The organism is Paenibacillus sp. ATY16 (assembly GCF_003399985.2).
GTDB classification, from domain to species: domain Bacteria; phylum Bacillota; class Bacilli; order Paenibacillales; family Paenibacillaceae; genus Pristimantibacillus; species Pristimantibacillus glycanilyticus.
In genome coordinates this window covers 47,803-71,554 of the sequence record NZ_NMOK02000050.1, presented here as the reverse complement: position 1 = coordinate 71,554, position 23,752 = coordinate 47,803, and the positions used below count along the sequence as shown (strand labels likewise).

General features: G+C 52.5%; 19 protein-coding genes. 11 read left to right on the top strand and 8 right to left on the bottom strand.

The features are described from left to right. Positions 1–231 precede the first annotated feature (231 nt). Positions 232–1,059, bottom strand: a complete 828-nt coding sequence (locus CFI03_RS25805; RefSeq protein ID WP_248760789.1) for an alpha/beta fold hydrolase — start codon at positions 1,057–1,059, stop codon at positions 232–234. Between the two features lie 149 nt (positions 1,060–1,208). Between CFI03_RS25805 and CFI03_RS25800 the strand changes: the two genes are divergently transcribed. From CFI03_RS25800 to CFI03_RS25770, 7 genes are all read left to right on the top strand, one after another. After that, positions 1,209–1,652, top strand: a complete 444-nt coding sequence (locus CFI03_RS25800) for an Lrp/AsnC family transcriptional regulator (RefSeq protein ID WP_248760787.1) — start codon at positions 1,209–1,211, stop codon at positions 1,650–1,652. 141 nt (positions 1,653–1,793) lie between these two features. Continuing rightward, positions 1,794–2,702, top strand: coding sequence for an NAD(P)/FAD-dependent oxidoreductase (locus CFI03_RS25795; protein WP_248760785.1), 909 nt, complete (start codon positions 1,794–1,796; stop codon positions 2,700–2,702). 157 nt (positions 2,703–2,859) lie between these two features. Further along, positions 2,860–3,699: a basic amino acid ABC transporter substrate-binding protein gene (locus CFI03_RS25790; protein ID WP_248760782.1), complete on the top strand. Its 840-nt coding sequence runs from the start codon at positions 2,860–2,862 to the stop codon at positions 3,697–3,699. Positions 3,700–3,767: 68 nt separating this feature from the next. After that, positions 3,768–4,424, top strand: coding sequence for an amino acid ABC transporter permease (locus CFI03_RS25785; protein WP_248760780.1), 657 nt, complete (start codon positions 3,768–3,770; stop codon positions 4,422–4,424). Positions 4,425–4,435: 11 nt separating this feature from the next. Then, on the top strand, positions 4,436–5,158 hold the full coding sequence (locus tag CFI03_RS25780) for an amino acid ABC transporter ATP-binding protein (RefSeq protein ID WP_248760807.1): 723 nt from the start codon (positions 4,436–4,438) through the stop codon (positions 5,156–5,158). 74 nt (positions 5,159–5,232) lie between these two features. Continuing rightward, positions 5,233–5,364 (top strand): DUF4023 domain-containing protein, encoded by a 132-nt coding sequence (locus CFI03_RS25775; RefSeq protein WP_248760778.1) that lies wholly within the window; start codon positions 5,233–5,235, stop codon positions 5,362–5,364. A 161-nt stretch (positions 5,365–5,525) separates the two neighbouring features. Continuing rightward, complete coding sequence (locus CFI03_RS25770; RefSeq protein ID WP_248760776.1) at positions 5,526–6,557, top strand: cation diffusion facilitator family transporter; 1,032 nt, start codon at positions 5,526–5,528, stop codon at positions 6,555–6,557. Positions 6,558–7,037: 480 nt separating this feature from the next. On the opposite strand, the gene CFI03_RS25765 is transcribed toward CFI03_RS25770, so the two are convergent. The 6 genes from CFI03_RS25765 to CFI03_RS25740 all read right to left on the bottom strand — a co-directional run bounded on the left by CFI03_RS25765 (position 7,038) and on the right by CFI03_RS25740 (position 13,597). Then, the gene (locus tag CFI03_RS25765) at positions 7,038–7,652 is read right to left on the bottom strand and encodes a PH domain-containing protein (protein WP_248760774.1); all 615 of its coding nucleotides are present in this window, start codon (positions 7,650–7,652) and stop codon (positions 7,038–7,040) included. Between the two features lie 89 nt (positions 7,653–7,741). Beyond that, positions 7,742–8,962, bottom strand: a complete 1,221-nt coding sequence (locus CFI03_RS25760) for an MFS transporter (protein ID WP_248760771.1) — start codon at positions 8,960–8,962, stop codon at positions 7,742–7,744. Positions 8,963–9,129: 167 nt separating this feature from the next. Next, complete coding sequence (locus CFI03_RS25755; RefSeq protein WP_248760769.1) at positions 9,130–9,936, bottom strand: alpha/beta fold hydrolase; 807 nt, start codon at positions 9,934–9,936, stop codon at positions 9,130–9,132. Between the two features lie 142 nt (positions 9,937–10,078). After that, a complete protein-coding gene (locus tag CFI03_RS25750; protein WP_248760767.1) occupies positions 10,079–11,680 on the bottom strand; it encodes a sensor domain-containing diguanylate cyclase in 1,602 nt (533 codons plus the stop codon). A 193-nt stretch (positions 11,681–11,873) separates the two neighbouring features. Further along, positions 11,874–12,707, bottom strand: coding sequence for a carbohydrate ABC transporter permease (locus CFI03_RS25745; RefSeq protein WP_127499173.1), 834 nt, complete (start codon positions 12,705–12,707; stop codon positions 11,874–11,876). After that, positions 12,707–13,597 carry a carbohydrate ABC transporter permease gene (locus tag CFI03_RS25740; RefSeq protein ID WP_127499175.1) on the bottom strand — a complete coding sequence of 297 codons (891 nt, stop codon included), beginning with the start codon at positions 13,595–13,597 and terminating at the stop codon, positions 12,707–12,709. The genes CFI03_RS25745 and CFI03_RS25740 overlap by 1 nt, the downstream gene beginning before the upstream one ends. A gap of 193 nt (positions 13,598–13,790) precedes the next feature. Between CFI03_RS25740 and CFI03_RS25735 the strand changes: the two genes are divergently transcribed. From CFI03_RS25735 to CFI03_RS25720, 4 genes are all read left to right on the top strand, one after another. Further along, positions 13,791–15,641: a sensor histidine kinase gene (locus CFI03_RS25735; RefSeq protein WP_248760805.1), complete on the top strand. Its 1,851-nt coding sequence runs from the start codon at positions 13,791–13,793 to the stop codon at positions 15,639–15,641. Then, entirely contained in the window at positions 15,634–17,268 is a 1,635-nt protein-coding gene (locus tag CFI03_RS25730; protein ID WP_248760758.1) for a response regulator transcription factor, read from the top strand. Before CFI03_RS25735 ends, CFI03_RS25730 begins: the two co-directional genes overlap by 8 nt. 174 nt (positions 17,269–17,442) lie before the next feature. Then, on the top strand, positions 17,443–18,759 hold the full coding sequence (locus tag CFI03_RS25725; protein ID WP_248760756.1) for an ABC transporter substrate-binding protein: 1,317 nt from the start codon (positions 17,443–17,445) through the stop codon (positions 18,757–18,759). A gap of 407 nt (positions 18,760–19,166) precedes the next feature. Then, positions 19,167–21,284, top strand: coding sequence for a glycoside hydrolase family 36 protein (locus CFI03_RS25720; protein WP_248760754.1), 2,118 nt, complete (start codon positions 19,167–19,169; stop codon positions 21,282–21,284). 919 nt (positions 21,285–22,203) lie between these two features. Here CFI03_RS25720 and CFI03_RS25715 read toward each other — a convergent pair. Continuing rightward, positions 22,204–22,887 carry an endonuclease domain-containing protein gene (locus tag CFI03_RS25715; RefSeq protein ID WP_248760752.1) on the bottom strand — a complete coding sequence of 228 codons (684 nt, stop codon included), beginning with the start codon at positions 22,885–22,887 and terminating at the stop codon, positions 22,204–22,206. Positions 22,888–23,752 lie beyond the last annotated feature (865 nt).

Here is a 23,752-nt window from a genome sequence, read left to right as displayed (position 1 = left end):
TAACGAAGTGTCTACTTTTTAGTTTAAGTCCAGAATAACCTATTTCTACCCAAATGTGTTGATTATACTGTAGCCAATCCAGTGTAGGACGCGTTTCCGTTCAAAATTGTCTATTACACGGTATGGAATCCAATGTAGCTCTACTTTAATGCTCTGGGTATACCTTATCGCTCCAATATGAAGGCTGTTCCAATGTCAGTTCATGACTTTTGGGACAGCCTCTTTTACCGTTTAATCCGCCAGCAGAAAGTCCAGAACAGCACTCTCGAACAAATCCGGAAACTCCACGTTAGGGAGATGGACGGCTGGCATCATAAGAAGCCTTGCGTGCGGCACCGTCTCGGCGAGTAATTCGCCATGGCTCGGGAGTGTTACCGTATCATACTGACCCGCGATAACTAATGTCGGGCTGCCGATAAGAGCAGCGGTCCGGCGCAGATCCATGTCGCGGATGGCCGCCCAGCTGCCTCCGATTCCTTCCGCGCGGGTAGCGAGGACCATTTTGCGAAAGGCTGCGACAATCTCGCTCCCCGACTCGATCATTGGCGATGGAAACCAATTGTTGATAAAAGTATCGGCGAATCCATTCAGGTTCTCGGCCTGCAGAACCGAGTCAATTAAGCCATTCCATTGCTCCGCGGGTCCCAGGTAAGACGAGGTATTGCTCAAGATCAGCCGGTTAATCCGCTCGGGAGCGTGGATGCCAAGCCATTGTCCAACGACACCGCCAAGCGACAGCCCTAAAAAATGAACGCGGCCGATCTGAAGCGAGTCGAGCAGCTCGATGACATCCCTGCCCATTCGGTCCGTGGAATAAGGTCCGGCTGGGGTATCCGAGTCACCGTGTCCGCGATAGTCGTAGCGCAGCACGCGGAAATGCTCCTTAAATGCCTCCATCTGTCCGTCCCACATATTCATGGATGTAGCAATGGAGTTAGCCAGCATCAGTATCGGCTTGCCAGCGGTCCCTTCCAGCCGATAGGCAAGCCGAACGCCATCTCCCGTGGTGAAAAAGCTTAATCCATTCGTTCTATTTGTTTCATTAATAGTCGCAGTCATCGTCATCCATCTCCCTCATTGGTTATTAGTGACAGTTTATTGGAATCGGCTTACAATTCACATAAGAGGATGAAGGAGTTTGACGTCCGAAAACTTAATTATTACGTTAGTAGCTGTCCCAAACCTTTAATTAAGAGGTGATTCCATCCATGGACCAAATTGATCGCAAAATACTGTCGATCCTTCATGATAACGCCAGGATTACGATCTCGGAGATGAGCCGCATGATCGCCATGTCGCAGCCGGCCGTTACCGAGAGGCTTCGAAAGCTCGAGGAGCAGAGGGTCATTACGGGCTACCGGGCAGAGCTGTCTTTATCCAAGCTTGGCAAGCATACAACGGCGTTTGTACTGTTTAAGTCGAACAGCTGCAAGGAATTCGAGGCTTTTAGCGAGGCTGCGCCCGAGATTGTGGATTTCTACCGAACAAGCGGGGAGTTTAATTATTTGCTGAAGGTCGTGACGGAAACAAGCGAGACCTTGGAAGGCTTCCTAGAGAAATGCCATACTTTCGGATTTTCTTCAACGCTGGTCGTACTCTCCACCCGATTCGAGGATAAACTTTTTCCCGCATTTCTCCCTACCGAAGCATAAATGACGAACAAACCGCGTACTAAGTGAAGCAAGACTTCCTAAGCGCCGCGGTTTTTTTGTTCCTTCTAAAAACGTTTTGTTTTTGCCTAAAGATGCCATACTTAACCAATAACGAGCAGGGATTTTAAGGAGTGATAACAGATGAAGCTATATGACTGTGCCATTATCGGAGGCGGACCGGCTGGTCTTAATGCGGCGCTTGTACTGGGAAGAGCGAGACGGCATGTTGTGCTGTTTGATGATAATAAGCCGAGGAATGCGGTAACGCGCGAGTCGCATGGATTTATTACAAGGGACGGCGTGAAGCCCGATGAATTCAGGCGGGCCGCGCATCTGGATATAAGCAAATATCCTTCCGTTCAAGTGGTTCGGAAAAAAGCCGTCGATATGGTGAAGCGGGGGCATGCCCTGTTTCTCGTGCAGGCAAGTACCGGTGAGGTGTATCAGGCACGTACGATTATTCTTGCGCTTGGACTAAAAGAGAAGCTGCCCGACATAACGGGTGTTGCCGATTATTACGGCTCGTCCTTGTTCAGCTGTCCTTACTGCGACGGATGGGAGATGAGAGACCAGCCGCTTGCCGTGATCTCGGAGAATGAGTCCCACCGGTTCTCAATGGTATCCACGGTCTACAACTGGAGCAAAGATCTGATTGTGTGCACCAATGGGGTTGGATCGTTTGAGCCGCAGCAGCGGGCGAAGCTTCTGAGCCGGGGCGTACGGATCTTCGAGCAGCGAATTGCTTCTTTGAGGGGAAAAAGCGGCCGCCTGCAAAAGATCGTTTTTACCGACGGGACGGAAGTGGCCCGTACGGGAGGTTTTGTAACGTCCGACTGGTATCTCCCGATCCGTGTTGCCGAGAAATTAGGCTGCAGATTAAATGAAAGCGGTGGTCTGGCGATAGACGATTACGGAAAAACAACGGTAGAGCATGTCTACACAGCCGGCGATGCAGCGACAATCTCGCCCGCCCAGCTTGTGGTTGCGGCTGCCGGCGGGAGCAAAGCGGCGATGAGCGTGAATACCGCGTTGACGCATTTGGACTTTTAAGCGCCATGTTATTTAAATGTTATAATAACTTACATATAGCATTGCGCTAAACCGTTCTTACCTGCTAAAATCTTGATAAATTGCTAGCTGATTGATAGACGATTGCACGAGCAGCTCAATTTGTGCTAGGCCAATGTTGAGAGAGGTGGAATGGACCATGGGGAAGCGGTTATCGGTACTTCTGGCAGCAGGAATTCTCATCATGACGATGGCAGCATGCGGGGCCAACAAGGAAAACGGCGGCAATACGGCAAGCAGCGGCGATAAGCCAAGCAGCAATGCCAGCGAGAAGGTGTACAAGTTCGCGACCGACGCGGCTTATGCGCCAATGGAATTTATGGATAAGGATAAGATTACGGGCTTTGACGTTGATTTTCTGAAGGCGGTTATGGATGAAGCGGGACTGAAGTATTCCATTACGAATACCGGCTGGGACGCGATGCTGACGGAGGTGCAATCCGGCAAAAGCTATGATGCGGGGATATCGAGCGTATCCATCACGCCGGAGAGGGAAGAGTCTTACGACTACTCCGTTCCTTACTTTGAATCTACCAATATGATTATGGTGAAGGAAGACAGCACGGTCGCAAGCGCGGCCGACCTGAAAGACAAGAAGGTGGCGGTTCAGGGGTCCACGACGGCGGATACGTTGATGTCCGGCATTATGGGCAATGACAATACCGATCTGAAGCGATTCGACAGCAACGCGGTAGCGATGCTCGAGCTTGATTCGGGCGGAGTGGATGCCGTTGTGGCCGATATTGCGATTGTCCGCGAATATATGAAGAACAATCCGGAGCGCAAGCTGAAGGCGATCATGGATACGGCGAGCTTTGGATCGGAGTTTTACGGCATTTTGCTTCCGACCGGCAGCGAGCTGAAGGCGAAGCTGGATCCGGCAATCAAGACGGTGCTCGAGAACGGCAAGTATACGGAGATTTATAAAAAATGGTTCGGAGAAGAGCCGAACGTCGACAATGTGCTAAACGCGAAGTAAGCGGCATAAGGCATGCGTAATGGGTTCAGGTTGCGCATGCTTTTTTCTTGACTGGGGAGGACGAGCGCATGCATTTTCGATTCGATATCATTGTCGACTATATTCCGTTATTGCTCAAAGGGGCCGCGCTGACGATTGGGATCTCCGCGCTTGCGATTGTGCTGGGCTCCATTCTGGGGCTGGCCGTCAGCTTCGGTAAAATGTCGCCCAGATGGTACCTCAGCTGGCCGACGAGCGGATATATTCATTTTTTTCGCGGTACGCCTTTATACGTTCAAATTCTGATCGTGCATTTTGGGCTTGTGCCCGCTTGCATTGGACATACCGATGCCATAGTAGCGGCGATTACCGCGCTTGCCTTGAACTCGGCCGCCTATACGGCGGAGATTTACAGAGCCGGCATCCAGTCGATAGATAAAGGCCAGACGGAAGCGGCGCAATCGCTGGGAATGACAAGCGGGCAGACGATGCGATTTATTATCCTGCCGCAGGCGGTAAGGCGGATGATACCGGCCTTTGGCAATGAATTTGTCGTGCTCATTAAGGATTCCTCGCTTGTTGCTCTCATCGCTGCGCCGGAATTAATGTACTGGAGCAACGTGATGCGCGGTCAATATTTGCGAGTATGGGAGCCGTATCTGGCGGCCGCCTTTATCTATCTGATTCTGACCTACTCGCTTAGCAAGCTGCTGGGCTGGATGGAGAAGAAGGGGGTGGCGGGATGACGGCGGGACCAATTATTGAAGTAACGGGAGTCCATAAATCGTTTGGAGCGAATACCGTCCTGAAGGATGTGTCCATGCAGGTAGCGCCGGGGGAGGTTGTAGTTATTATCGGCCCTTCCGGCTCGGGAAAGTCTACGCTGCTGCGCTGCCTGAATGGATTGGAGAGACCGGAGCGCGGCGAGATTCGGATTGAAGACCGCTCCTTGCTGGAAGCCGGGTCGTCTATTACCGAGATACGATCGCGCATGGGAATGGTCTTCCAGCAATTTAATCTGTTTCCCCATCTAAGCGTGCTGCGCAATATTACCCTTGCACCCGTGCAGGTGCGGAAGCTGGAGCCGGCGAATGCCGAGGAGCTTGCGCTATCGCTGCTTGGCAAGGTGGGTCTTGGCGAGAAAGCGGGACAGTTCCCGGCCTCGCTGTCCGGCGGTCAGGCGCAGCGGGTTGCGATTGCAAGGGCGCTTGCCATGGAGCCGCGCATTATGCTGTTCGATGAGCCAACTTCGGCGCTTGATCCGGAGATGGTAGGCGAGGTGCTTGCCGTTATGAAGGAGCTAGCCGCGGAAGGGATGACGATGGTCATCGTTACGCATGAGATGGGCTTTGCCCGGGAGGTTGGGCATCGGGTGCTGTTCATGGAGCAGGGCATGATTGTGGAGGAAGGGGCTCCGCGGCAGCTGTTCGACGAGCCGCGTCAGGAGCGGACGAAAGCTTTTTTATCCAAGGTGCTGTAACAGTCGAGCCGCTGGACGCATAAGGTGAATTCTCCGCGGATACCCTACTTAATGGCAAAGGAGGGGATTCGAACATGGAATCGACTAGCGATTTTGTGGCAAAGGTTCATGCCACGCAGGCCAAGCAGAAGAAAAACCAGGTCCGTTACGGCAAAGGCAAGGCATCCCAGAAGCTGCAAAACGTGCAGCATACGAACAATCCATAACTTGAAGATCCGTTCCGCCCGCAGTCTTGGTCAAATCCCAAGGCCGGGCGGATTGTGCGTTGAGCGAAAAAAGCTTATCCATGGATTGACAAAAGAAGGCGATTACGGCATCATAAACATATGAATAGTTGTTCATATATTTTAAGTGAGGTGCCAGTCTTATGAGTCATGAACATAATCATCCAGAAAGAGAGCATTCGCATTCCGGCAAGGATCATGCGGACAGCTGCAGCGGCGGACATCAACATGGCCAAGGTCATGGGCATAGTCACGGGCATCATGGTCATGACCATGGGCATCACGGGCATCATCATCATTTTGATATGTCGGGCAACAAGACCGGATTATTTATTGCCTTAATCATTACAGCAGGCATCATGGTACTGGAGTTTGTTGGGGGACTCGTGACGAACAGCCTTGCGCTTCTGTCCGATTCGGGGCATATGTTGAGCGACGTGAGCGCATTGGTGCTTAGCCTTGTAGCGGTATGGTTCGCGGCTCGCCCGGCTTCGGCGGTCCGCACGTTTGGTTTTCACCGGTTTGAAATTTTGGCGGCTTTATTTAACGGAATTACGCTTGTTGTTATCTCGGTGTTTATTATTTGGGAAGCCATTGGCCGTCTGTTTGATCCGCCGTCCGTGGCCAGCGGCTCGATGATGCTGATTGCGGCAATCGGCCTGCTCGCCAACCTCGCAAGCGCTTGGGCGCTGCTCCGCAAAGGGGATGTCCATAACAACCTGAACGTTCGAAGCGCTTACCTTCACGTGCTCGGCGATGCGCTTGGCTCGGTAGGGGCCGTGCTTGCGGGGCTTCTGATCTACCTGTTCGACTGGAATATTGCCGATCCGATTATATCGATGGTTGTTGCCCTGCTGATCGTAAAAAGCGCCTGGAGCGTGCTGAAGCATACCGTCCACATTCTGATGGAAGGGACTCCGGTGAACGTGGACGAGAAGGAAGTGCGCGCTGCGCTTGGGGAGATCGACGGCGTCGTTGACGTGCATGACCTTCACATTTGGACGATTACTTCCGGCCTGGATTCCTTAAGCTGTCACCTGCAGGTGGCAGACGGAACGGACTGCCAGGGAGTGCTGCAAGCGGCGATCAAGCTGATCGAGGAGCGCTTCGGCATTCAGCATTCCACGATTCAAGTGGAGAGCTCGCGGATCCGGCATATGGAGCTTCGGGTTTAGCGGGAGCTCCAAGGTGCGGCAAAGGTGCAGGGAAGGTGCAGCAGTTAGCGCGCGGCGAACCATGTGCGGCGGCTAGGAGCCAGTTGTTGCTCAAACATTTGCTCGAGCATTGAAGCTGCACTATGCAGTTGGGAAGCACCGCCGTTCGCCTACGTTGCATGAAATGCAGGATAAAGATGCACATTGCCCCAGTAACCTGAACTATACTGCACGGAATGCATTATATTAATGATTTATGGCCCTAATCCGCTCGAATGGACGCAATATCCTGCATTCTGTGCAGCGTAATTTCTCTATCGGCCTGCAAATGTGCGTATATCCTGCATATCGTGCAGTGTATTATCAGCAAGCCGTTCGGCTGGGGAGGTAGAGCGATTTACCTCGGCATAGCCCGTTGATTCTGACCAAGACCAAGCCGGAACATGCCCCGCCAAACGCAAGAACGCCGCCCTTCATGGGGCGGCGTTTTATTTTAGCGCATTAAAGATTGATATAACGATCGAAGATGGCACCGAAATCTTTTACCTTGTACTGCTTTTGAGCTCCCTCGAGCCAGTTGAAGGCGGATTGGTTCAGCTTGTTGAACGTATCGGCTACATCGTAGTCGCCTTTATGGGCATGGCTTAAAGTCGAGGAAGCGAGCTCCAGGCTTTGGCGGGCAAAGCTAAGGCTGATTTCGTTCTCATGGTGGATTTCGGATATTTTGAATAGGGATTTGTACAAGTCCTTCACTTGCTCGATATGCTTCTTATTCACGTCGATGGAGAACGGTACGGAGCCAATCGCGAATTTGATCTCGACGTCCAGATCGACCGTGCCGGCCGTCTCCAGCGCTACGTTGCTAATCTTGTTCGTCGCGTAAGGGTAACGGTGCAGCATTCGTTTCTTGCTGACCGCACTGGTGCCGTCCAGATGAATAAGGGCGAAGTTGGTGAAGCAGTACTCATCGGTTTTGGATTTGATCAGAAAATAAATCTTTTCGCCGTCTTCGTGCATGACGTAATCGTCAGAATCCACCTTATCATAATTCTCCGGCCGGATAACCGACCCGATATCGCTGAGACCGAGTATGTCGGCAGCTACTTTTCCGAACAATCTTACCATTCCTCTCCATAGGTAGATTCAATCACTCTACCATTATATATGCGAAGTGGGGGAATATTCTAGATTATCCTTAACGTAGTTTAAGACTGCTCGGCGGCGGCTTTGGAGGCGGCCATTTTTTCCTCCATATGCTGTCTCTTCACCAGAATGGCGGCAATCATCAGCATAACGCCGTTAATGATAAATACCCATTTAATCGGGATGATGCCGCCCAGCACGCCCCCGATAACAGGTCCCAGCATGGTAGCGAACTGGGTAGCCGACTGGTTCAAGCTGAAGGCTCGTCCGCGGAAGCTTGTCTCCGTCGACTTCACGATCATCGCGTTAATAGCCGGGGTCACCCCGGCGAAGAACAGGCCGTATACGAAGCGCAAAATTCCGAACTCGGCGATATGCCCAACGAAGAACTGCAGGCAGTTGCCGATCCCGCCGCCAAGCAAGCCGATAAAGAGCACCTTGGAGAAGCCGATTCTCGAACCGAATTTACCCCACTGGGGAGCGGCGATTAAGGTCGCAATCCCAACTGCCGAGAACACTATCCCGGATTGGAGCGAAGCATCCTGTTCATTCGTCCCTAACTGCAGTACATAGACGGTAAGCAGCGGCTCGAGAATCATAACCGAGAACATCGCAAGTCCAGACATGCCAAGGAGCGTCAGGAAAGCTTTATTATGCGAGGCATGCTTCAGGTCATCCAAGACGGAGGAGCGCACGCCGGAGCGGTTGAATTTATGTTCCGTGGCGAAGAAGGTTGCGATAAGCGCAGCCACAAGCACGATACAGCCGGAGAAAACGAACGATTCCCGGTTCCCGATATAATGGCTGACCGTACCGCCGATAAGCGGTCCCATAATGCCGCCCGTTGCGCCGGAGGTTGCCATGATGCCAAGGGCGTAGCCGGATTTTTCCTCGGGCGTATTCGTTGCGACAAGGGCGATAGCCGCCGGCACGTAGCCGGCAAGCAGGCCTTGGAACACCCGCAGCACCAGGAACACATAAGGGTCTTTAATAAAGAACGTAATGAAATAAAGTGCCGCTAAGCTGAAGCCCGAACGAATGAGCATCGGCTTGCGGCCGTATTTGTCAGCTAGAGATCCCCAATAAGGCGCAATAAGCGCACTGGCCAGAAACGTAATGCCGAACGCGAATCCCGACCACATTTCCAGATGGCTATTCACTCCGAGATCATTGTGCAGGAACAGCGGAATGAACGGAATAGATACCGAATAGGCCGTGCTGCAAAAGAAAACACCAATCCATAAAACGATCAAATTGCGTTTCCACGAGTAAGGCTGGGTCATGTCAGTCACATCCTAAAGAGTACGTCAGAGTACAATTTTTTCTTTTATTGTAAACCTATTTTTACAGAATCTCCATGTTCGGAGGGAAAAACAATACTTTTGTCCTTGCGGCCATGGGAAAAAGCCTCCGTATTAAAGCTGGCGGAAGCTTAATTAACGATGTGAAATTAATACCGCAAAGCCTCCAGCAGGCAGGCATTAAACAGATCCAGCTCCTCGTAAAAAATCGCGTGACCGCTGTTATCGAACCGGAGCAGGATAGAGTTCGGGATGGTTTCCTTCATTATAATGGCCAGCTCGAACGGACAAATCCGGTCATACACCCCGTGGAAAATGTACGTCGGCACCTTGATCCGTGCCAGATCAGCCTTCACATTCTCATCCCTTAGCGTATATCCGCAGGCGATAATAGCCCGAGGCGACTGGTCAAGCTGCACGGAATCGAACCATTGCCTGAACGCCGGCGTTGGTTCGTTATGGAAGAACAGCTTGCCGAATTCCTGCAGCATAAGCGGACGGTCGCGGTACGCGAGTCCGATGAGGGCATCCAGTCCTTCGGGCGGCATGCCCTGCGGAAAGCCGGGCTGCTTCGTAATATAAGGGGCCGCCGCAGCGAATAGGAGCAGCTTGCTGACGCCATGACCGGCATGCCGCCCCATGTAGCGGACGGCTACCGCACCGCCCATTGAGAAGGCGGCAAGAGTAAGCTCTTTGAAGCCTAGCGTATCAATAATGCAGCGCACGTCATCGGCCATTCGGTCCAGGCTATAGCTCTCCCACGGGGAATCCGATTTGCCAAAGCCCCGGAGATCCATCCGGATGCAGCGGTATCCGTACTTGGGCAGCTCGTTGATCTGGTACTCATACATACGGTGATCCAGCGGATAGCCGTGCACGAACAGGATCGGCTTCCCTACGCCCGTGTCCTCCACGTACAGACTAACTCCCGGCTCCACATCAATATAATAATTCAAGGCTTCCGTCTCCTTCTCTTAAAGTAGTTGTAGTTAAGGTATGAGAAATGCCGCGGCGTTAGAAGATAGTGGACCTATGGAGTGAAGGTTACCGGGCAAGCGAACAAAAAAAGCTGCCCAGCTGAAGGCGGGCAGCCTCAAATTAGATTCGCGCCATATTCATCAGGCTGCTGTAGGCAACCGTGCGGTTGCGGCCGTCGCGCTTGGCTTGGTAGAGCGCCTGGTCGGCGAATTTGAACAGCTCGACGACTTCCTCCGCCGCATCGGGGAAGGTCGCGACCCCAAGGGACATGGTCACCGATTCGCCAATTGGCGTAACGGACTGCTGGATCCGCAGCCGGATGCGTTCCGCCACCTGAGCGGCCTCGGCCTCTGTCGCATGAGGCAGCAGCATCGTAAACTCCTCGCCGCCGAAGCGGCAGCAGTAATCTTCCGGACCCTTCTCGCTTACCATGATGCCTGCCACAAACTTCAGCACCTCATCGCCCATCTGATGGCCATGCCGGTCATTGACGTTCTTGAAATGGTCGAGGTCCATAATAATGACCGAGAACGGCGTGCCCTGCTGCTTCCATAAGGTAGTGATCGCGCCCATAGTCCGGCGGTTCGTCAGGCCGGTGAGCGCATCGGTATTCGCTTCGGCATGCAATTCTTCCTTCTGCGCGCGCAGCTTGTTGAAAGCCACGGCTACCGTATCGACAAGCTGGTTCGCCTCATAGTTCCAGCTGACGTCCGCCTGAAGCGGCTTCAGCTTCTCGTCTCCGCCGGAGAGGCGGGAGGCGTAAGTAGCCAGCCGGTTAAGCGGGTGTGCCAGCTTGCGGGACAGCCAGAACGAGAGGATGACGAGCAGCAGCACGAACGGTGCCGAGAATTTCACCATCTCCTGAATGACATTTTCCGAGATATTCGTAATATGATTCTGCGGAGTCTGCGACACGATGCCCCAGCCCGCGGCCGGTACCGGCGCAAAGCCCGCGAGGAAATTCTGCCCCTGCGAGTTGATGACGCGCTGTGCGCCGGACATTCCCTTCATCAGCTTCTGAACAACCGGATTGCCGCTCACATTGTCCGAGATGCGGTCTTTGTCCGGGTGATAGATCAGGTAGCCGGAGGAATCCACCACATAGAAGTAGGAACCGCTCGTTGTACTCGCCTGAACGCCAAGAATATCGCGGAAAATATTCGCCTGCTGCAGGTAGATCGACCCGCCGACAAAACCTTTGTAATTGCCGTTACGGTCGAAGATCGGCGAGCTTACCATAACGATCAAGCGGTTCGTTATCGCATGGAACGGCTTCGAGATATACGGCTTCTTCAGCCGGAGCGATTCCGTCGTTGCTTCCGAGGTCGGCTTGCTGCCGATCAGATTCAGGTTGTTCGGCGAGGTAGAGACAATAACGCCGTTCTTGTTCACAATCGTCAGCGAATTGAAATACGGGCTTGTTCCCATGAAGAAATCCAGCTGGGATAAGACATTCTCGTCGTTCAGCTCAGTGTCCGAGAAGTAATTCGCGGTTACTTCTAGACTTTTCTGCATGGAGATCACAAGCGACTGCGTGGTTTTGCTTAAGTTCAGCGCCGCAATGCCGTTCAGCTCGATTGTATTATTGAAGAGCGATTTCCGCTCGGTATTATAGCCAATAACGGTGCTGATGAAGATTGTAATCAGAACAGACAGGATAACGACAAATGAAATGATAGAGGACAGCTTAAAGCCTTTGCGAGGCCGGATCTTGTAGATCATAAATGGTAGGCAATGCTCCTTCCCAATTCTTACTAATCGATAGTGTATCACTTTTTGTCGAAAGTTACGATAATCGTTCTAAAAAAGAGCGATTCTGTCGAATCGCCAGCTTTAGCTGACGATAGACGCAAAAAATGCCCACCCGGCCCGCCGCATGCATGGATGCGGCAGGAGCGGATGGGCATTAACGCCATTACCCTTTAACGGCGCCGGCTACAACGCCTTTAACGATATATTTTTGCAGGAAGATAAACACGACGATTGAAGGAAGAACGGCCATCACCATAGCAGTCATCGCATACTGCCAGTCCGACGTATATTGGCCAACGAAGGTGTAAGCCGCAAGCGTCAGCGTCTTCGTATCCGGCGAGCCGTTAACCATAAGGAGCGGCAGCAGGAAGTCGTTCCAGATCCACATCACGTCGATAATAACGATCGTTGTCGTTACCGATTTCAGCAGCGGGAAGATCACGCTGAAGAAGAGGCGGAAGCCGGAAGCGCCGTCAATCGTTGCGCTCTCGTCGATCTCTTTCGGGATCCCTTTTACGAAGCCATGGTAGATAAACACGGCCAGCGGTGCGCCGAAGCCCCAGTACAGAAGGCCAAGTCCCCAAGTGCTTTCGGTAATGTAGAGCTTTTGGGACAATTTCAGAACGGTAAGCATAATCGATTGGAACGGAATCAGCATCGGCATAATGCAGAGCATGTAGATCAAGCCGCTCCATTTCGATTTCGTGCGTGCAAGCTTATAAGCCGCGATCGAGGAAACGAGGATAATCCCCACGAGGCCAAGACCGGTGATGACGAAGTTGTTCAGGAACAGCTTCGGATAGTTGATCACATTCCACACATGCTCGTAGTTGCCGAACGACAGCTTGGTCGGAAGAGCAATGACGTCTCTCATAACCTCGCCAAAGCTCTTGAACGAGTTGATGATCGCCAGGAACAGCGGATACAGGAACAACAGAGACAGGAGGACCATCACCACTTCAAGCGTGATGCGTCCGGCTTTGGATTGACGGTTCATTATGCCTCAACCTCCCTGCGTTTGAAGATCGTCAATTGAATAACGGTAATGATGAGCACGGCAACGAACAGGATCAGCGCTTTCGCCGTACCATAGCCGTACAGGTTGTTCTGGAAGGTATCGCGGTAGATGTCGTAAGCGATACTGTAAGTCGTGCCGCCGGGACCGCCTCCGGTGAGCGACAGGATCACGTCGAATACTTTGATCGAGTTCGTCAGGGCCATAAAGACCGAGATCGTAATCGATGGAGCCAGAAGCGGCAGGATCACGCTGAAGAAGCGGCGGACTGGGCCAGCCCCGTCAACGGTGGCGGCTTCCTTCAGATCATCCGGCACCGACTGCAGGCCGGCAATGTAAATCACCAGATAGAAGCCGATCGACTGCCAGATGGATACGAACAGGACGGAGATAAAGGCTAGTCCCGGTTCACCGAGCCAGCTGAGCTTGAAGATGCCCCAGCCCGTGCTTGCGCCAAGCGATTCGAAGCCTTGCATGAAGATGAATTTCCAGATGAAGCCGACGATAACCAGGCTCAGGATATACGGGATAAAGAATGCCGCACGCAGCCAAGGCGTCGATTTGAGCTTCATGTCGAGCACCAGTGCCAGCAGGATCGCAAACACGTTAATGAGCACAATGTAAAGAACCGCGTATTTAATAGTGAACCATGCCGATTGGGTAAAGTTCGTGTCATGCAGGAAAATTTGCTTGAAGTTATCAAGTCCGATAAATTTAGGATGCTTGGAGATCCCGTTCCATTTGGTCAGGGAATAGCGGATCGTCATCGCGAACGGAATGTAGAAGGCGATCGCGATACAGATGAGAACCGGCAGCGTGAACAGCCCGAACTCGACTTTCTCGCTCACTTTTCTCCCCATTTTCTTAAACATATTTGCACCTCTTCTCGATGTCGTCAGTTGTCGCCTAGTGTGTCTTGTTGTCGTTAGCCGACTATACATCAGTACCTTATTCGATATACTGTGTATTATAATTGCGCCTTAAGGCAGCCAAAATGGATATATGAAATCTGTTAGGGGTAAAAAGGTGAACTGTGCGTCAGACGCCTTGGGCATGGGGGAGTGGATGGTTATCGCAAATCGTATCGCAAAAAGCTGGGGCGCCTTGACCGAGCGTGTGTCCAGCCGATTGGTAAACAAGCTTATTTTGCTTTTTACGACGATCATTATTCTGGTTGTAGGGTCTCTGACCTTTATCTCGTACAAGATGCTGCAGCGGGAGGCGTTAAATAACAGCATCGCCAGCACGTCGAACAATTTGCTTCTCGTCAACAAGAATCTGGAGGATTATCTCGCGGGGATGGAGCAGCTGTCGCTGCCGCAAATTAACTATGACGAGCTGGCTTTTGCCATCACGCATGCAGCCTCGGACTATGCATCGAAAATGTACGTGGAGGATTACCTCCGCAATATGTATTTCTCCCGCAGCAATGAGGATCTCGAAGCGATCTATTTGTATTTCGTCCGAAGCGGCACGTACTACACGATTGCCAAGGAAAACTTCGATATCAAGATCCGGTCGGGCCAAGCGGACAGCATTCCGACGATGTCCTGGTACAAGCAGGCGATGGACAGCGGGACGAATCAGGCGTATCAATCCTTCCTTCTGTCGAATGAAGAACGGGGCTACGATATGGACCCGAGCCGCAGCTTTATGGCGTATCACCGGGTGCTCCGCTCAATCTCGACCCGGGCGCCGCAGGCGGTGGTGTCCTTCTATTACAACAGAAGCACGATCAACAAAATCATGAGGGACATTCCCGAGGAAAAAGGCCAGCATCTGCTCTTCCTAAGCCCGGACAATGTGCCGTTCTCGCTGGATAACCGAACGTTCTACCAATCGATGGAGGGCAGCGGCCTGATGAAGCAGATGATGACGGACGGAACGGGAGCCAACGGACTTACCTGGAAGTCGCCGGAGAATGACAAATACCTGGTGGTTTATAACGTAGGGGCGCAGGAAGGCTGGAAATTAGTGAAGCCGATACCGTATACGGAGCTTTATGCGGCCGCGAAAACAACCCGTAACTTGAACTTTATGATCGGTCTCTTGTTCCTGCTGCTCGCGGTTGTGCTCATCACCTATTTCTCCAATGCGGTCACCAAGCCGCTTAAGCTGCTGTCGCAGCAGATGAAGCGCTTTAGTACCGGGGATTTCGAGGCTTCTACCGAGGTGGTCGGCCGGGATGAGCTGGCGTATTTGTCCCGTCAATTCAACCAGATGGTCAGCCAGACGAATGAGCTCATTAACGAGCGTTACAAGATGAAGCTGGTGGAGAAGAATGCGATCTTGAAGGCGCTTGAAGCGGAAATTAATCCGCATTTCCTCTATAACGCGCTGCAGGCGATATCAACCAAGGCTCTGAAGGCGGAACGCTTCGATATCGCGGATATGGTGGATGCGTTGGCGCTTACGCTCAGGTATTGCATCAGCGGCAAGGATATCGTCCGCGCGAGCGAAGAGCTGCTGCATATCGAACGGTACATGTCGCTGCAAAAGGCGCGGTTCGGGGGCAGGCTGCAGCTGGTTATCGACTGGGATCCGGAGCTGAAGGAGCTGGAGCTTCCGAAGCTGTCGCTTCAAACCTTGGTGGAAAATGCGATCAAGCACGGTGTCGAGATGGTCTCCAGCCCCGTCACCATTCGGGTTAACGCAAGGGCGGCTGGCGGACATGCCTTTATTATCGTAAGCGACAACGGACCGGGCTTTGCCCCGGGCAGACTGAAAGAGGTGCTTCAATCCTTCGAGGGTGATTGGAATGAACGGGCGGAAGAAGAGAGAAGCGTAGGACTGGTTAACCTGAATACGCGGCTTAAGCTGCTGTACGGAATAAGCTCGCAATTAGTCATCCGGACGAGTCCGTCCGGCACGGAGATGGAAATGCTAATACCGCGGGGAGGCGGGCAATATGTATAAAGTTCTTATTATTGATGACGAAGAACCGCTTCGCGAGGCCATTCGGATTCTGGGCGATTGGAAAGGGCTTGGCGTAGACGAGGTGCTGGAGGCCACGGACGGCAAGATGGGCCTTGAGATGATCGCGAATCATTCGATCGACCTCGTGATGGTGGATATGAAGATGCCGGGCATGAGCGGAGCGGAGCTGCTGCAGGTGCTGGAGCAGGACTACCCGGATCTACCGACTATCGTCATAAGCGGCTATAACGATTTTGAATATACCCGGCAAGCCATTCGCTCCAAGGTCGTCGATTATCTGCTTAAGCCGATTAACCGGCTGGACCTGAATGCCGCGCTGCGCAAGGCGGTTGATCTGCTGGAAGCGCGCCGCGTACGGGAGAGCGAATTCATTAACCGCAATATTACCCTCAATATGTCCCTGCCCAAGCTGAAGGAAAAAATGTATCTGTCCATTATCGACCGCAGCTTCCGCAGCCAGACGAACGAGGCTTTTCTTCCGCTGATCGGAGCGGATGATCCGGACAACCGGTTTGCCGTCGTTGTGCTCAGAATGCTGAACATGGAGAAGGTACGCAAAGCCCGGTTCCATTCGGACGTGGACCTGCTTCATTTTGCCGTGGGGAATATGCTGAACGAGATTGCGGGAGAGTACTTCCAGGCGTTCAGCTTCGCCAGTCCCAAGATGGACCGCGAGCTTATCGTTATTTTGACGATGAAGGATGCTTATCAGGAGGATATCGCGTACCGGTCGCTGCACCAAATGAACAAAGCGCTGGCGGCGCTTCAGGATCTGCTTGGCATCGTGGCTGTGGCCGGGATCGGCACGCCCTGCGAAAGCATTATGGAGATTGCCTCTTCTTACGAGACGGCCAAAGCCGCGATCAACGGGATTGATCTGCTCAAGCTGAAGGGTTATTTTGTCGCCAATACCGTAATTAAGTCCGTTAATGAAAGTTATCCTGTAACGGGGAGAATTCAAATGTTCCGTGCGGCGCTGGAGTCCGGCAACACGGCTGGCGCGAAGTCGATTCTGTCGGAGGAGCTTCGGAAATGGGGCAGCGCAGATTTGTTCACGATTGGAGAAGCGGACCAGTCGTTGGCTAGGTTTATTATTCTCATGAACGATATGTCGCTGGAGCTAGGCGTTCCAAGAGACAAGCTGCCTTTAATGGAGGAGCATCCTGTTCGCTTCATGGGCCTGTCCGACGACTTTGCGAGCTATGAGCAGTTCAGCAAGCTGCTGGAGGATTCGCTTCACTTCTATCTGGAGCAGCTGCGCATGACGTTGTCCGCGAATCGTCCTTTCGAGATTGGAGATATTAAAGCCTACATCGACAACCGGTATTATGAGGACATTAAAATATCGATGTTCGCCGATAAATATTTTCTGAGCAGGGAATACATCATGAAGCTGTTCAAGCAGCAGTTCGGATGCGGGATCCATGAGTACGTGCAGCGTATTCGAATGGACAAGGCGAAGGAGCTCCTTGACGATCCAAGCCTGAAGATTCAGGATATTTCCGAGATGCTCGGCTACAAGGACAAGAACTATTTCAGCAAAGCATTCCGGAATTATTTCTCCATTTCACCGACGGAGTATCGAACCGCTGGCAAGGAGGGATAAAAAGTGAACAAGGGCAACACTCCGCTTTTTTACCCTTAACTAGTCACTTATGTGCATTTTTATCCCGATCCGTATTCATTATGATAAACGTGTGCATAAGGTCAGCGATAGAGCAGCCCGCCATCAGGACGGGAAGTCAGAATGCTGGCAACTATGAGAAATGGGGGCGTTACAATGTTCAAAAGAATAGCTTCGGTGTCGCTCAGCCTTGCGCTGGTCGGCGGCATGCTTGCTGCTTGCGGCGGCAACAATGGTGGCAACGACACAGCTAATAACGGTGGTGCGGCGGGTAATGGCGCGGCTTCCGACAAACCGGTAACGATTAATATGTTCACGGCTTCTCCGGAGTACACGGATGCGTTCAACGCGTACATCGCCGAGTACAAAAAAGTGAAACCAAACGTAACGATCAACCTTGAAATCATGCAAGCCGATTACAATACAGTTTTGAAATCCAAAATCGCTTCGGGCAGCACGCCTGACGTATTCCAGACGACTGCCGGCGGCGACATCGATACATTCGCGGAATACAGCGCGGATCTGACTAACGAGCCTCTTGCGGCCGCGATGACGGACGGCGTTAAAGCGAACATGACTTCTTCGGACGGCAAAGTATTGGGTCTGCCGGTTAAAGGCAATCTGATGACGCTGATCTACAACAAGAAGCTTCTCTCGGATGCAGGCATTGCCGAGCCTCCTAAAACGATCGCGGAGCTGAACGACGATATCGCGAAGCTTGAAGCGAAGAAAATCACGCCATTCGCCAACGCTTACAAAGAGTGGTGGGTATGGAAGCACATCTTCCAACACTATGTAAACGCAGCTGCTGAAGATGCGGGTATCGCACCAAAAGAACTGGTACAACAATTCATCGACGGTAAAACAACGTTTAACGATCATCCGGTTCTGAAGGACAACTTCTTCAACTTCATCGACCTGACGGTTAAGCATGGCACGGACAAGCCGCTTGAGCGCGACAGCAACGCGGAAGTAAGCGACTTTGCGCAAGGCAAAGCAGCGTTCATGACGGGCAAAGGCGCATGGGATGAAGAAGCGATCAAGAAAATCAGCCCGGACATTCAAATCGGCATCGCTGGCTACCCTGTAAGCGACAAGCCTGAACAAGCGCAAATCGTAACAGGCGCGGACCAAGCGCTTCGCATCAACAAGGATTCCAAAGTAGCCCGTGAAGCGATCGACTTCTTCAACTGGCTGTACACTTCGGATTACGGCAAACAATGGTTCTCCAATGTAGCGAAGGTCATTCCGCCAATCAAGGACGCTCCGCTTCCTGACCTGGATATGCCTAAGCAAATGGAAGAGATCCTGAAAACGCAAAAATCCGGCGACCTGTCGGTTAACTACTCGCTCGATACGTTCCATCAGAAATTCGGCGAAATCATGCAGGCTTACATCGGCGGCAGCAAGAAGAAAGATCAAGCCATCAACGAAATCCAGACTGCATGGCAGCAATTCGGGTCGGCCGAATAAGCTACTTTAACGAGGGGCTGTCCCAGAAGCCAATGGCTGATGGGACAGCCTTTTTTATTCGGTTAGGATGGCATGCGCCACCTGCGGGGCTAACGGGCTGATGATAGCTTGCGATGCCAATTGGGGCATGCTGCCACCTACGTGGCTAGCGGGTTGAAGTGGCGTGTGATGCCCATTGGGGCAAGCCCCACTCTGGGAAGTAACGAAACGAGGTAACGTTATTTGGGCATTTTGAGCGGCTTTGTGAGTTTAACGAAACGAGGTAGCGTTATTTGGCCTATTTTTGCTGATTGAGCATGGTTTGAAGGTGAATAGCGTGTCTGAGTTTCGTTAGATTTGAAAAAGCTGCGAACTTAGCGGAATAAGAATATGAGGTTTCGTTAGAAACGGAAAGGCGGGAATAGGAGATGGAGAAATTGGCTACGGCGACGGGGATAACAAAGATCGAAGAGAACGGCCTGCATTTGGTGTATGAGGTACGGGAGAATGGCGATGTGCTGCTGCTTCACTTCGGCGCGCAACCATGGGTGGAAGAGTCGGTTGCGGCTAAGCAAAAAGACGGCTTCCGCCTGATGGAGCTCCAATTAACCGGCGAGGACCGGGCGGAATATCATGGCCGTACGCACCGGGCTTCGCAGCCGGGGCTGCGGATGGTGTTTGACGGATTGACCGATAGCCGGAATGAGTTCGGACGGAAGCTGGTGCTGGGGCTCAAGGATCCGGTTACGGGCGTTTCCGCTCTGTGGAACGTTCAGTTCTATGACGGCGTAGCCGTTGCGCGCTGCTGGACGGAGCTGGTGAACGAAGGCGGGGAGGAGGTTGGCGTCGAGTACGTATCCTCCTTCGCGCTGACCGGATTTGATAAAGACGGCGAAGGCGACCGCGATGACAAGGTAACATTAACCCTTGCGCATAACGCATGGCAAAGCGAGCTGCAATGGCGGACGTATACGCTGCCGGAGCTGGGCATGTCTCATCTGATCGACCGCGGCTCGAAGCGTCTGGCGTTCAGCAACACAGGCTCTTGGTCGGCGGCCGAGCTTATTCCGATGGCGATTATGTCGAACACGGCTTCGGGTGAAAGCCTGTTCTGGCAGATCGAGCATAACGGCTCTTGGCATTGGGAGCTGACCGACCAGGTGGACCGTCTGACGCTGCTGATCAGCGGACCAACCGAGCATGACAATCATTGGTGGCTGAAGCTGGCTCCGGGCGAGACATTCGTATCGGTGCCGGTTGCGATTGGCGCGGTAGAGGGCGGAGTCGAGGAAGCGGCTGAGCAACTGACCGTGTACCGCCGCCGGATTCGCCGCGAGAATGACGATAACAAGCTGCTTCGCGTTATCTTTAATGATTACATGAACTGCCTGTGGGGTTCGCCGACGACCGCAAAGCTGCTTCCGCTAATTGATGCGGCTGCCGATGTAGGCTGCGAATACTTCTGTATAGATGCGGGCTGGTACGCGCCGGGCGAATGGTGGGATGGCGTAGGCCAGTGGCTGCCGTCGGAAGAACGCTTCCCGGAAGGCATCAAATACGTGCTCGATTATATCCGCGGCAAAGGGATGATTCCTGGCCTGTGGCTTGAGCTTGAGGTTATGGGCATCAACTCGCCGAAGCTGGCGGATACCGATGACAGCTGGTTCTTCATGCGTCACGGGAAGCGGGTGAAGGATCGCAGCCGTTACCAGCTGGATTACCGCAATCCGGCTGTTATCGCCCATGCGGATGAGGTTATCCGCCGCTTGGTCGAGGACTATGGCGTAGGCTACATCAAGATGGATTACAACATCAACGCGGGTGTAGGTACGGAGACGGACGCGGATAGCGTTGGAGATGGTCTGCTCCAGCATAACCGTGCTTACCTGGCATGGCTGGACGGCGTGTTTGCTCGTTATCCGGAGCTTGTGATCGAGAACTGCTCCAGCGGCGGCATGCGGATGGACTATTCGATGCTGAGCCGTTACAGCATTCAATCGACCAGCGACCAGGAAGATTACGTCAAATACGCGTCGATCGCGGCGGGTGCGCCTGCCGTGCTTACACCGGAGCAGGCGGCCGTCTGGTCGTATCCGCTTCGCGAAGGCGACGACGAGGAAGTTATTTTTAACATGGTGAACGCGCTGCTGCTCCGCGTTCACCAATCCGGCCACTTGGCCGAGCTGAGCCCGCGCCGCCGCGAGTTAGTGAAGGAAGCGCTGGATTATTACAAAACCATCCGCGGCGACATCCGCGAGGCACTGCCGGTATGGCCGCTTGGCCTGCCGGCGCATGGCGACGACTGGCTGTCGCTTGGCTTGCGCCGCGGCGACAAGCTTTACCTCGCCGTATGGCGCATCGGCGGCGCGGCAAGCGAGCTTGCTCTGCCGCTGCCGGAGCTCGGCGGCAAGCCGCTTGCCGCGCGCTGCGCGTACCCGGCAGCCGCAGGCAACACCGGCTGCAGCTGGGACGCCGCTGCAGGCGAGCTGCGCGTGACGCTGCCAAGCCCGCGCACCGCGCGCTTGTTCGAGCTGACGCTGGGCTAAGCCCCGGCCAGCTTGCTTTAAAGATTAGGCCACGGGCTATTCCCGTGGCCTTTTGCTCGTTTAGTAGCTAGTTAGTTAAGTGCCGCTGTGAGCCTACGTTGTACGAAATGCACCAGATTAGTGCGTATCCACCATGTAGCTAGTCAGTTGAAGTAACGCTAATCTCCATAAGTAGCACGCTGTGTGCCATAGTAGTGCGTGTCCACCAAGCAGCTAATTAGTTGAAGTGCCGCCGTGCGCCTAGGTAACTTGTTGTGCACTATAGTAGTGCGTGCCCACCAAGTAACTAGTTAGTTTAAGTACCGCCGCCATCCACCTACGTTGCACGAAATGCATTATAAAGGCGCATATCGGTCCAGTAACCCGAAATATCCTGCACGAAATGCAGGATATCGGAGAAAATCAGCCTCAATATGCACAAATCGGGGCTATATCCTGCATTCTATGCAGGATAACTTGTCCAGCTGGCCCTAGATGGGCCAATATGCTGCATTTCGTGCAGCATATCCTAATAGCCCAGCTATTGGGGAAGGGGAGAGATTGAAGTATTGCAATCCGCATACGCTGCAAGTTGTGCAACAAATTGTTGCGTATGTGCCCAGTAACTATTTAGTTGAGTACCACCGCCGCCCACCTACGATGCACGAAATACAATATAATGGTGCAACGCAGCCTAGTAACCTGAATTATCCTGCACGAAATGCAGGATATCTCACGAAATCAGCCCTGAAAAGCACAAATCGAGGGCTATATCCTGCATTCTGTGCAGGATAACTCGCCTAACCCGCCCAAGATGGGTCAATATGCTGCATTTCATGCAGCATATTCTAATTAGTCCAGTTATTGTACCGCCATTCGCCTACGTTTACACGTTGTGCACCATTTGGTTAGTCTTCTACCAAGCTAGTTAGCTGTGCGGTTACAGATGCTCAATAGCACGGTCGTTCAGCTCATAATATCGAATCTGGACGCCACGCTCAATGGGCTTTAGCATTCCTTTTGCAGCTAGCGACTGCAGTCTTTTGCGCGCGGTGCGGAAGCTGATTCGGAAATAATCGGATAAATTCTTGGGACCGACACGTCCTCCCGTGTGAAAAGCTAGCCGAAGAATGTCTCTCTCAAAAGATGGGATGAATAGGCTCCCGGCGTTATGCCGGCCTCGAATCATATGCGTACCGAGAACATGCTTTAGCAGCATGATGCAAATCTCCGGACGGTTCTGGACATCGTCGAAGGAGAAGTGAATCATCTTCCACCCCATCCCTGTGAGGAATGTATCTCGATTTAAGGAATAACTGAATTTCTCACGGTCCATATCTTTCACATGGCTTTGGAAGCCGTCGCACTCAATAGCAAACATGCCTTGTGGGGGTAAATAAGCGAAGTCTATGAATTGCGATTTACGATTCCAATCATAAACCTCATATTCGGGATGCAAATGCTCGAAGCTGCCGAATAGCGGCCACCACACGTTCTGCAGGAACAGCTTCTCGGCGAAGTTATGCCCTCTGGAGAGCCTCCCCTTACGCTCTCCCGTTCTTCCTTCCATATGAGTCTCAATAAACCGCCGATGTGCCTCCTCATAGTCATCGTTAAACGTCATAGTACCAACCAACCCCCCTAAAAATAAAAAAGAACGTCCCAATGCTGCCAATAATGGCTTGGGACGTTCTTCGTCTGAGGTTTAGTGTAGCATACCTTTTTTGGTAAAAACAGTATTATCCTATGCTTTCAGGATATACTGCCCGAAATGCAGCATATAGACCCATTTATGGCATGTTGGGCAACTTATCCTGCACAAAATGCAGCATATAGCCTCAATTTGCACTTTCCGGGGCTGTATTTCTCCAATATCCTGCATTCCATGCAGGATATTCTGAGTTACTGGGCTGCATAGCACCCTTATGATGTATTTCGTGCAACATAAGCGGAAGGAGGCCGTACTCCATTAACTAGTTACTTGGAGCATACCCGCCATATACTGCACATCGTGCAACGTAGGCGGATGGTGGCGGTGGCACTAAAAACTTAACTAGCTACTTGGAGACGGCCGCATGATGGCACATTGTGCAACGCATACGGATGATGGAGGTACTCACTTTCCTCTAATGGCTGGCATCGTAGGATATACTGCCCGAAATGCAGCATACAGGCCCATATCGGGCACAGTGGGCGAGTTATCCTGCACAAAATGCAGCATATAGCCCGAATTTCCACTTTTCGTGGCCATTTTCATTCAACATCCTGCATTCTATGCAGGATATACCGGGTTACTGGGCTGCAATGCGCCTTTATGCTGCATTTCGTGCAACGTAAGCGGAAGGGGGCCGCACTCCACAAACTAGTTACTGGGCGCATCCCGCCTATTGCACATCGTGCAACGCGGCGGAAACTGGGCTGTATAGCAGCGAATCGTCACCGAACACCGAGCACCGGGCCCAAAGTGCCGCGATGACACTGCGCGTTTG

Excerpts from the sequence above, each read along its gene's own strand:
- CFI03_RS25805 (WP_248760789.1), bottom strand. The coding sequence starts at position 1,059 with ATGACTGCGACTATTAATGAAACAAATAGAACGAATGGATTAAGCTTT.
- CFI03_RS25760 (WP_248760771.1), bottom strand. The coding sequence starts at position 8,962 with ATGACCCAGCCTTACTCGTGGAAACGCAATTTGATCGTTTTATGGATT.
- CFI03_RS25775 (WP_248760778.1), top strand. The coding sequence starts at position 5,233 with ATGGAATCGACTAGCGATTTTGTGGCAAAGGTTCATGCCACGCAGGCC.
- CFI03_RS25790 (WP_248760782.1), top strand. The coding sequence starts at position 2,860 with ATGGGGAAGCGGTTATCGGTACTTCTGGCAGCAGGAATTCTCATCATG.
- CFI03_RS25720 (WP_248760754.1), top strand. The coding sequence starts at position 19,167 with ATGGAGAAATTGGCTACGGCGACGGGGATAACAAAGATCGAAGAGAAC.
- CFI03_RS25740 (WP_127499175.1), bottom strand. The coding sequence starts at position 13,597 with ATGTTTAAGAAAATGGGGAGAAAAGTGAGCGAGAAAGTCGAGTTCGGG.
- CFI03_RS25730 (WP_248760758.1), top strand. The coding sequence starts at position 15,634 with ATGTATAAAGTTCTTATTATTGATGACGAAGAACCGCTTCGCGAGGCC.
- CFI03_RS25725 (WP_248760756.1), top strand. The coding sequence starts at position 17,443 with ATGTTCAAAAGAATAGCTTCGGTGTCGCTCAGCCTTGCGCTGGTCGGC.
- CFI03_RS25800 (WP_248760787.1), top strand. The coding sequence starts at position 1,209 with ATGGACCAAATTGATCGCAAAATACTGTCGATCCTTCATGATAACGCC.
- CFI03_RS25795 (WP_248760785.1), top strand. The coding sequence starts at position 1,794 with ATGAAGCTATATGACTGTGCCATTATCGGAGGCGGACCGGCTGGTCTT.
- CFI03_RS25750 (WP_248760767.1), bottom strand. The coding sequence starts at position 11,680 with ATGATCTACAAGATCCGGCCTCGCAAAGGCTTTAAGCTGTCCTCTATC.
- CFI03_RS25735 (WP_248760805.1), top strand. The coding sequence starts at position 13,791 with ATGGTTATCGCAAATCGTATCGCAAAAAGCTGGGGCGCCTTGACCGAG.
- CFI03_RS25745 (WP_127499173.1), bottom strand. The coding sequence starts at position 12,707 with ATGAACCGTCAATCCAAAGCCGGACGCATCACGCTTGAAGTGGTGATG.
- CFI03_RS25715 (WP_248760752.1), bottom strand. The coding sequence starts at position 22,887 with ATGACGTTTAACGATGACTATGAGGAGGCACATCGGCGGTTTATTGAG.
- CFI03_RS25770 (WP_248760776.1), top strand. The coding sequence starts at position 5,526 with ATGAGTCATGAACATAATCATCCAGAAAGAGAGCATTCGCATTCCGGC.
- CFI03_RS25785 (WP_248760780.1), top strand. The coding sequence starts at position 3,768 with ATGCATTTTCGATTCGATATCATTGTCGACTATATTCCGTTATTGCTC.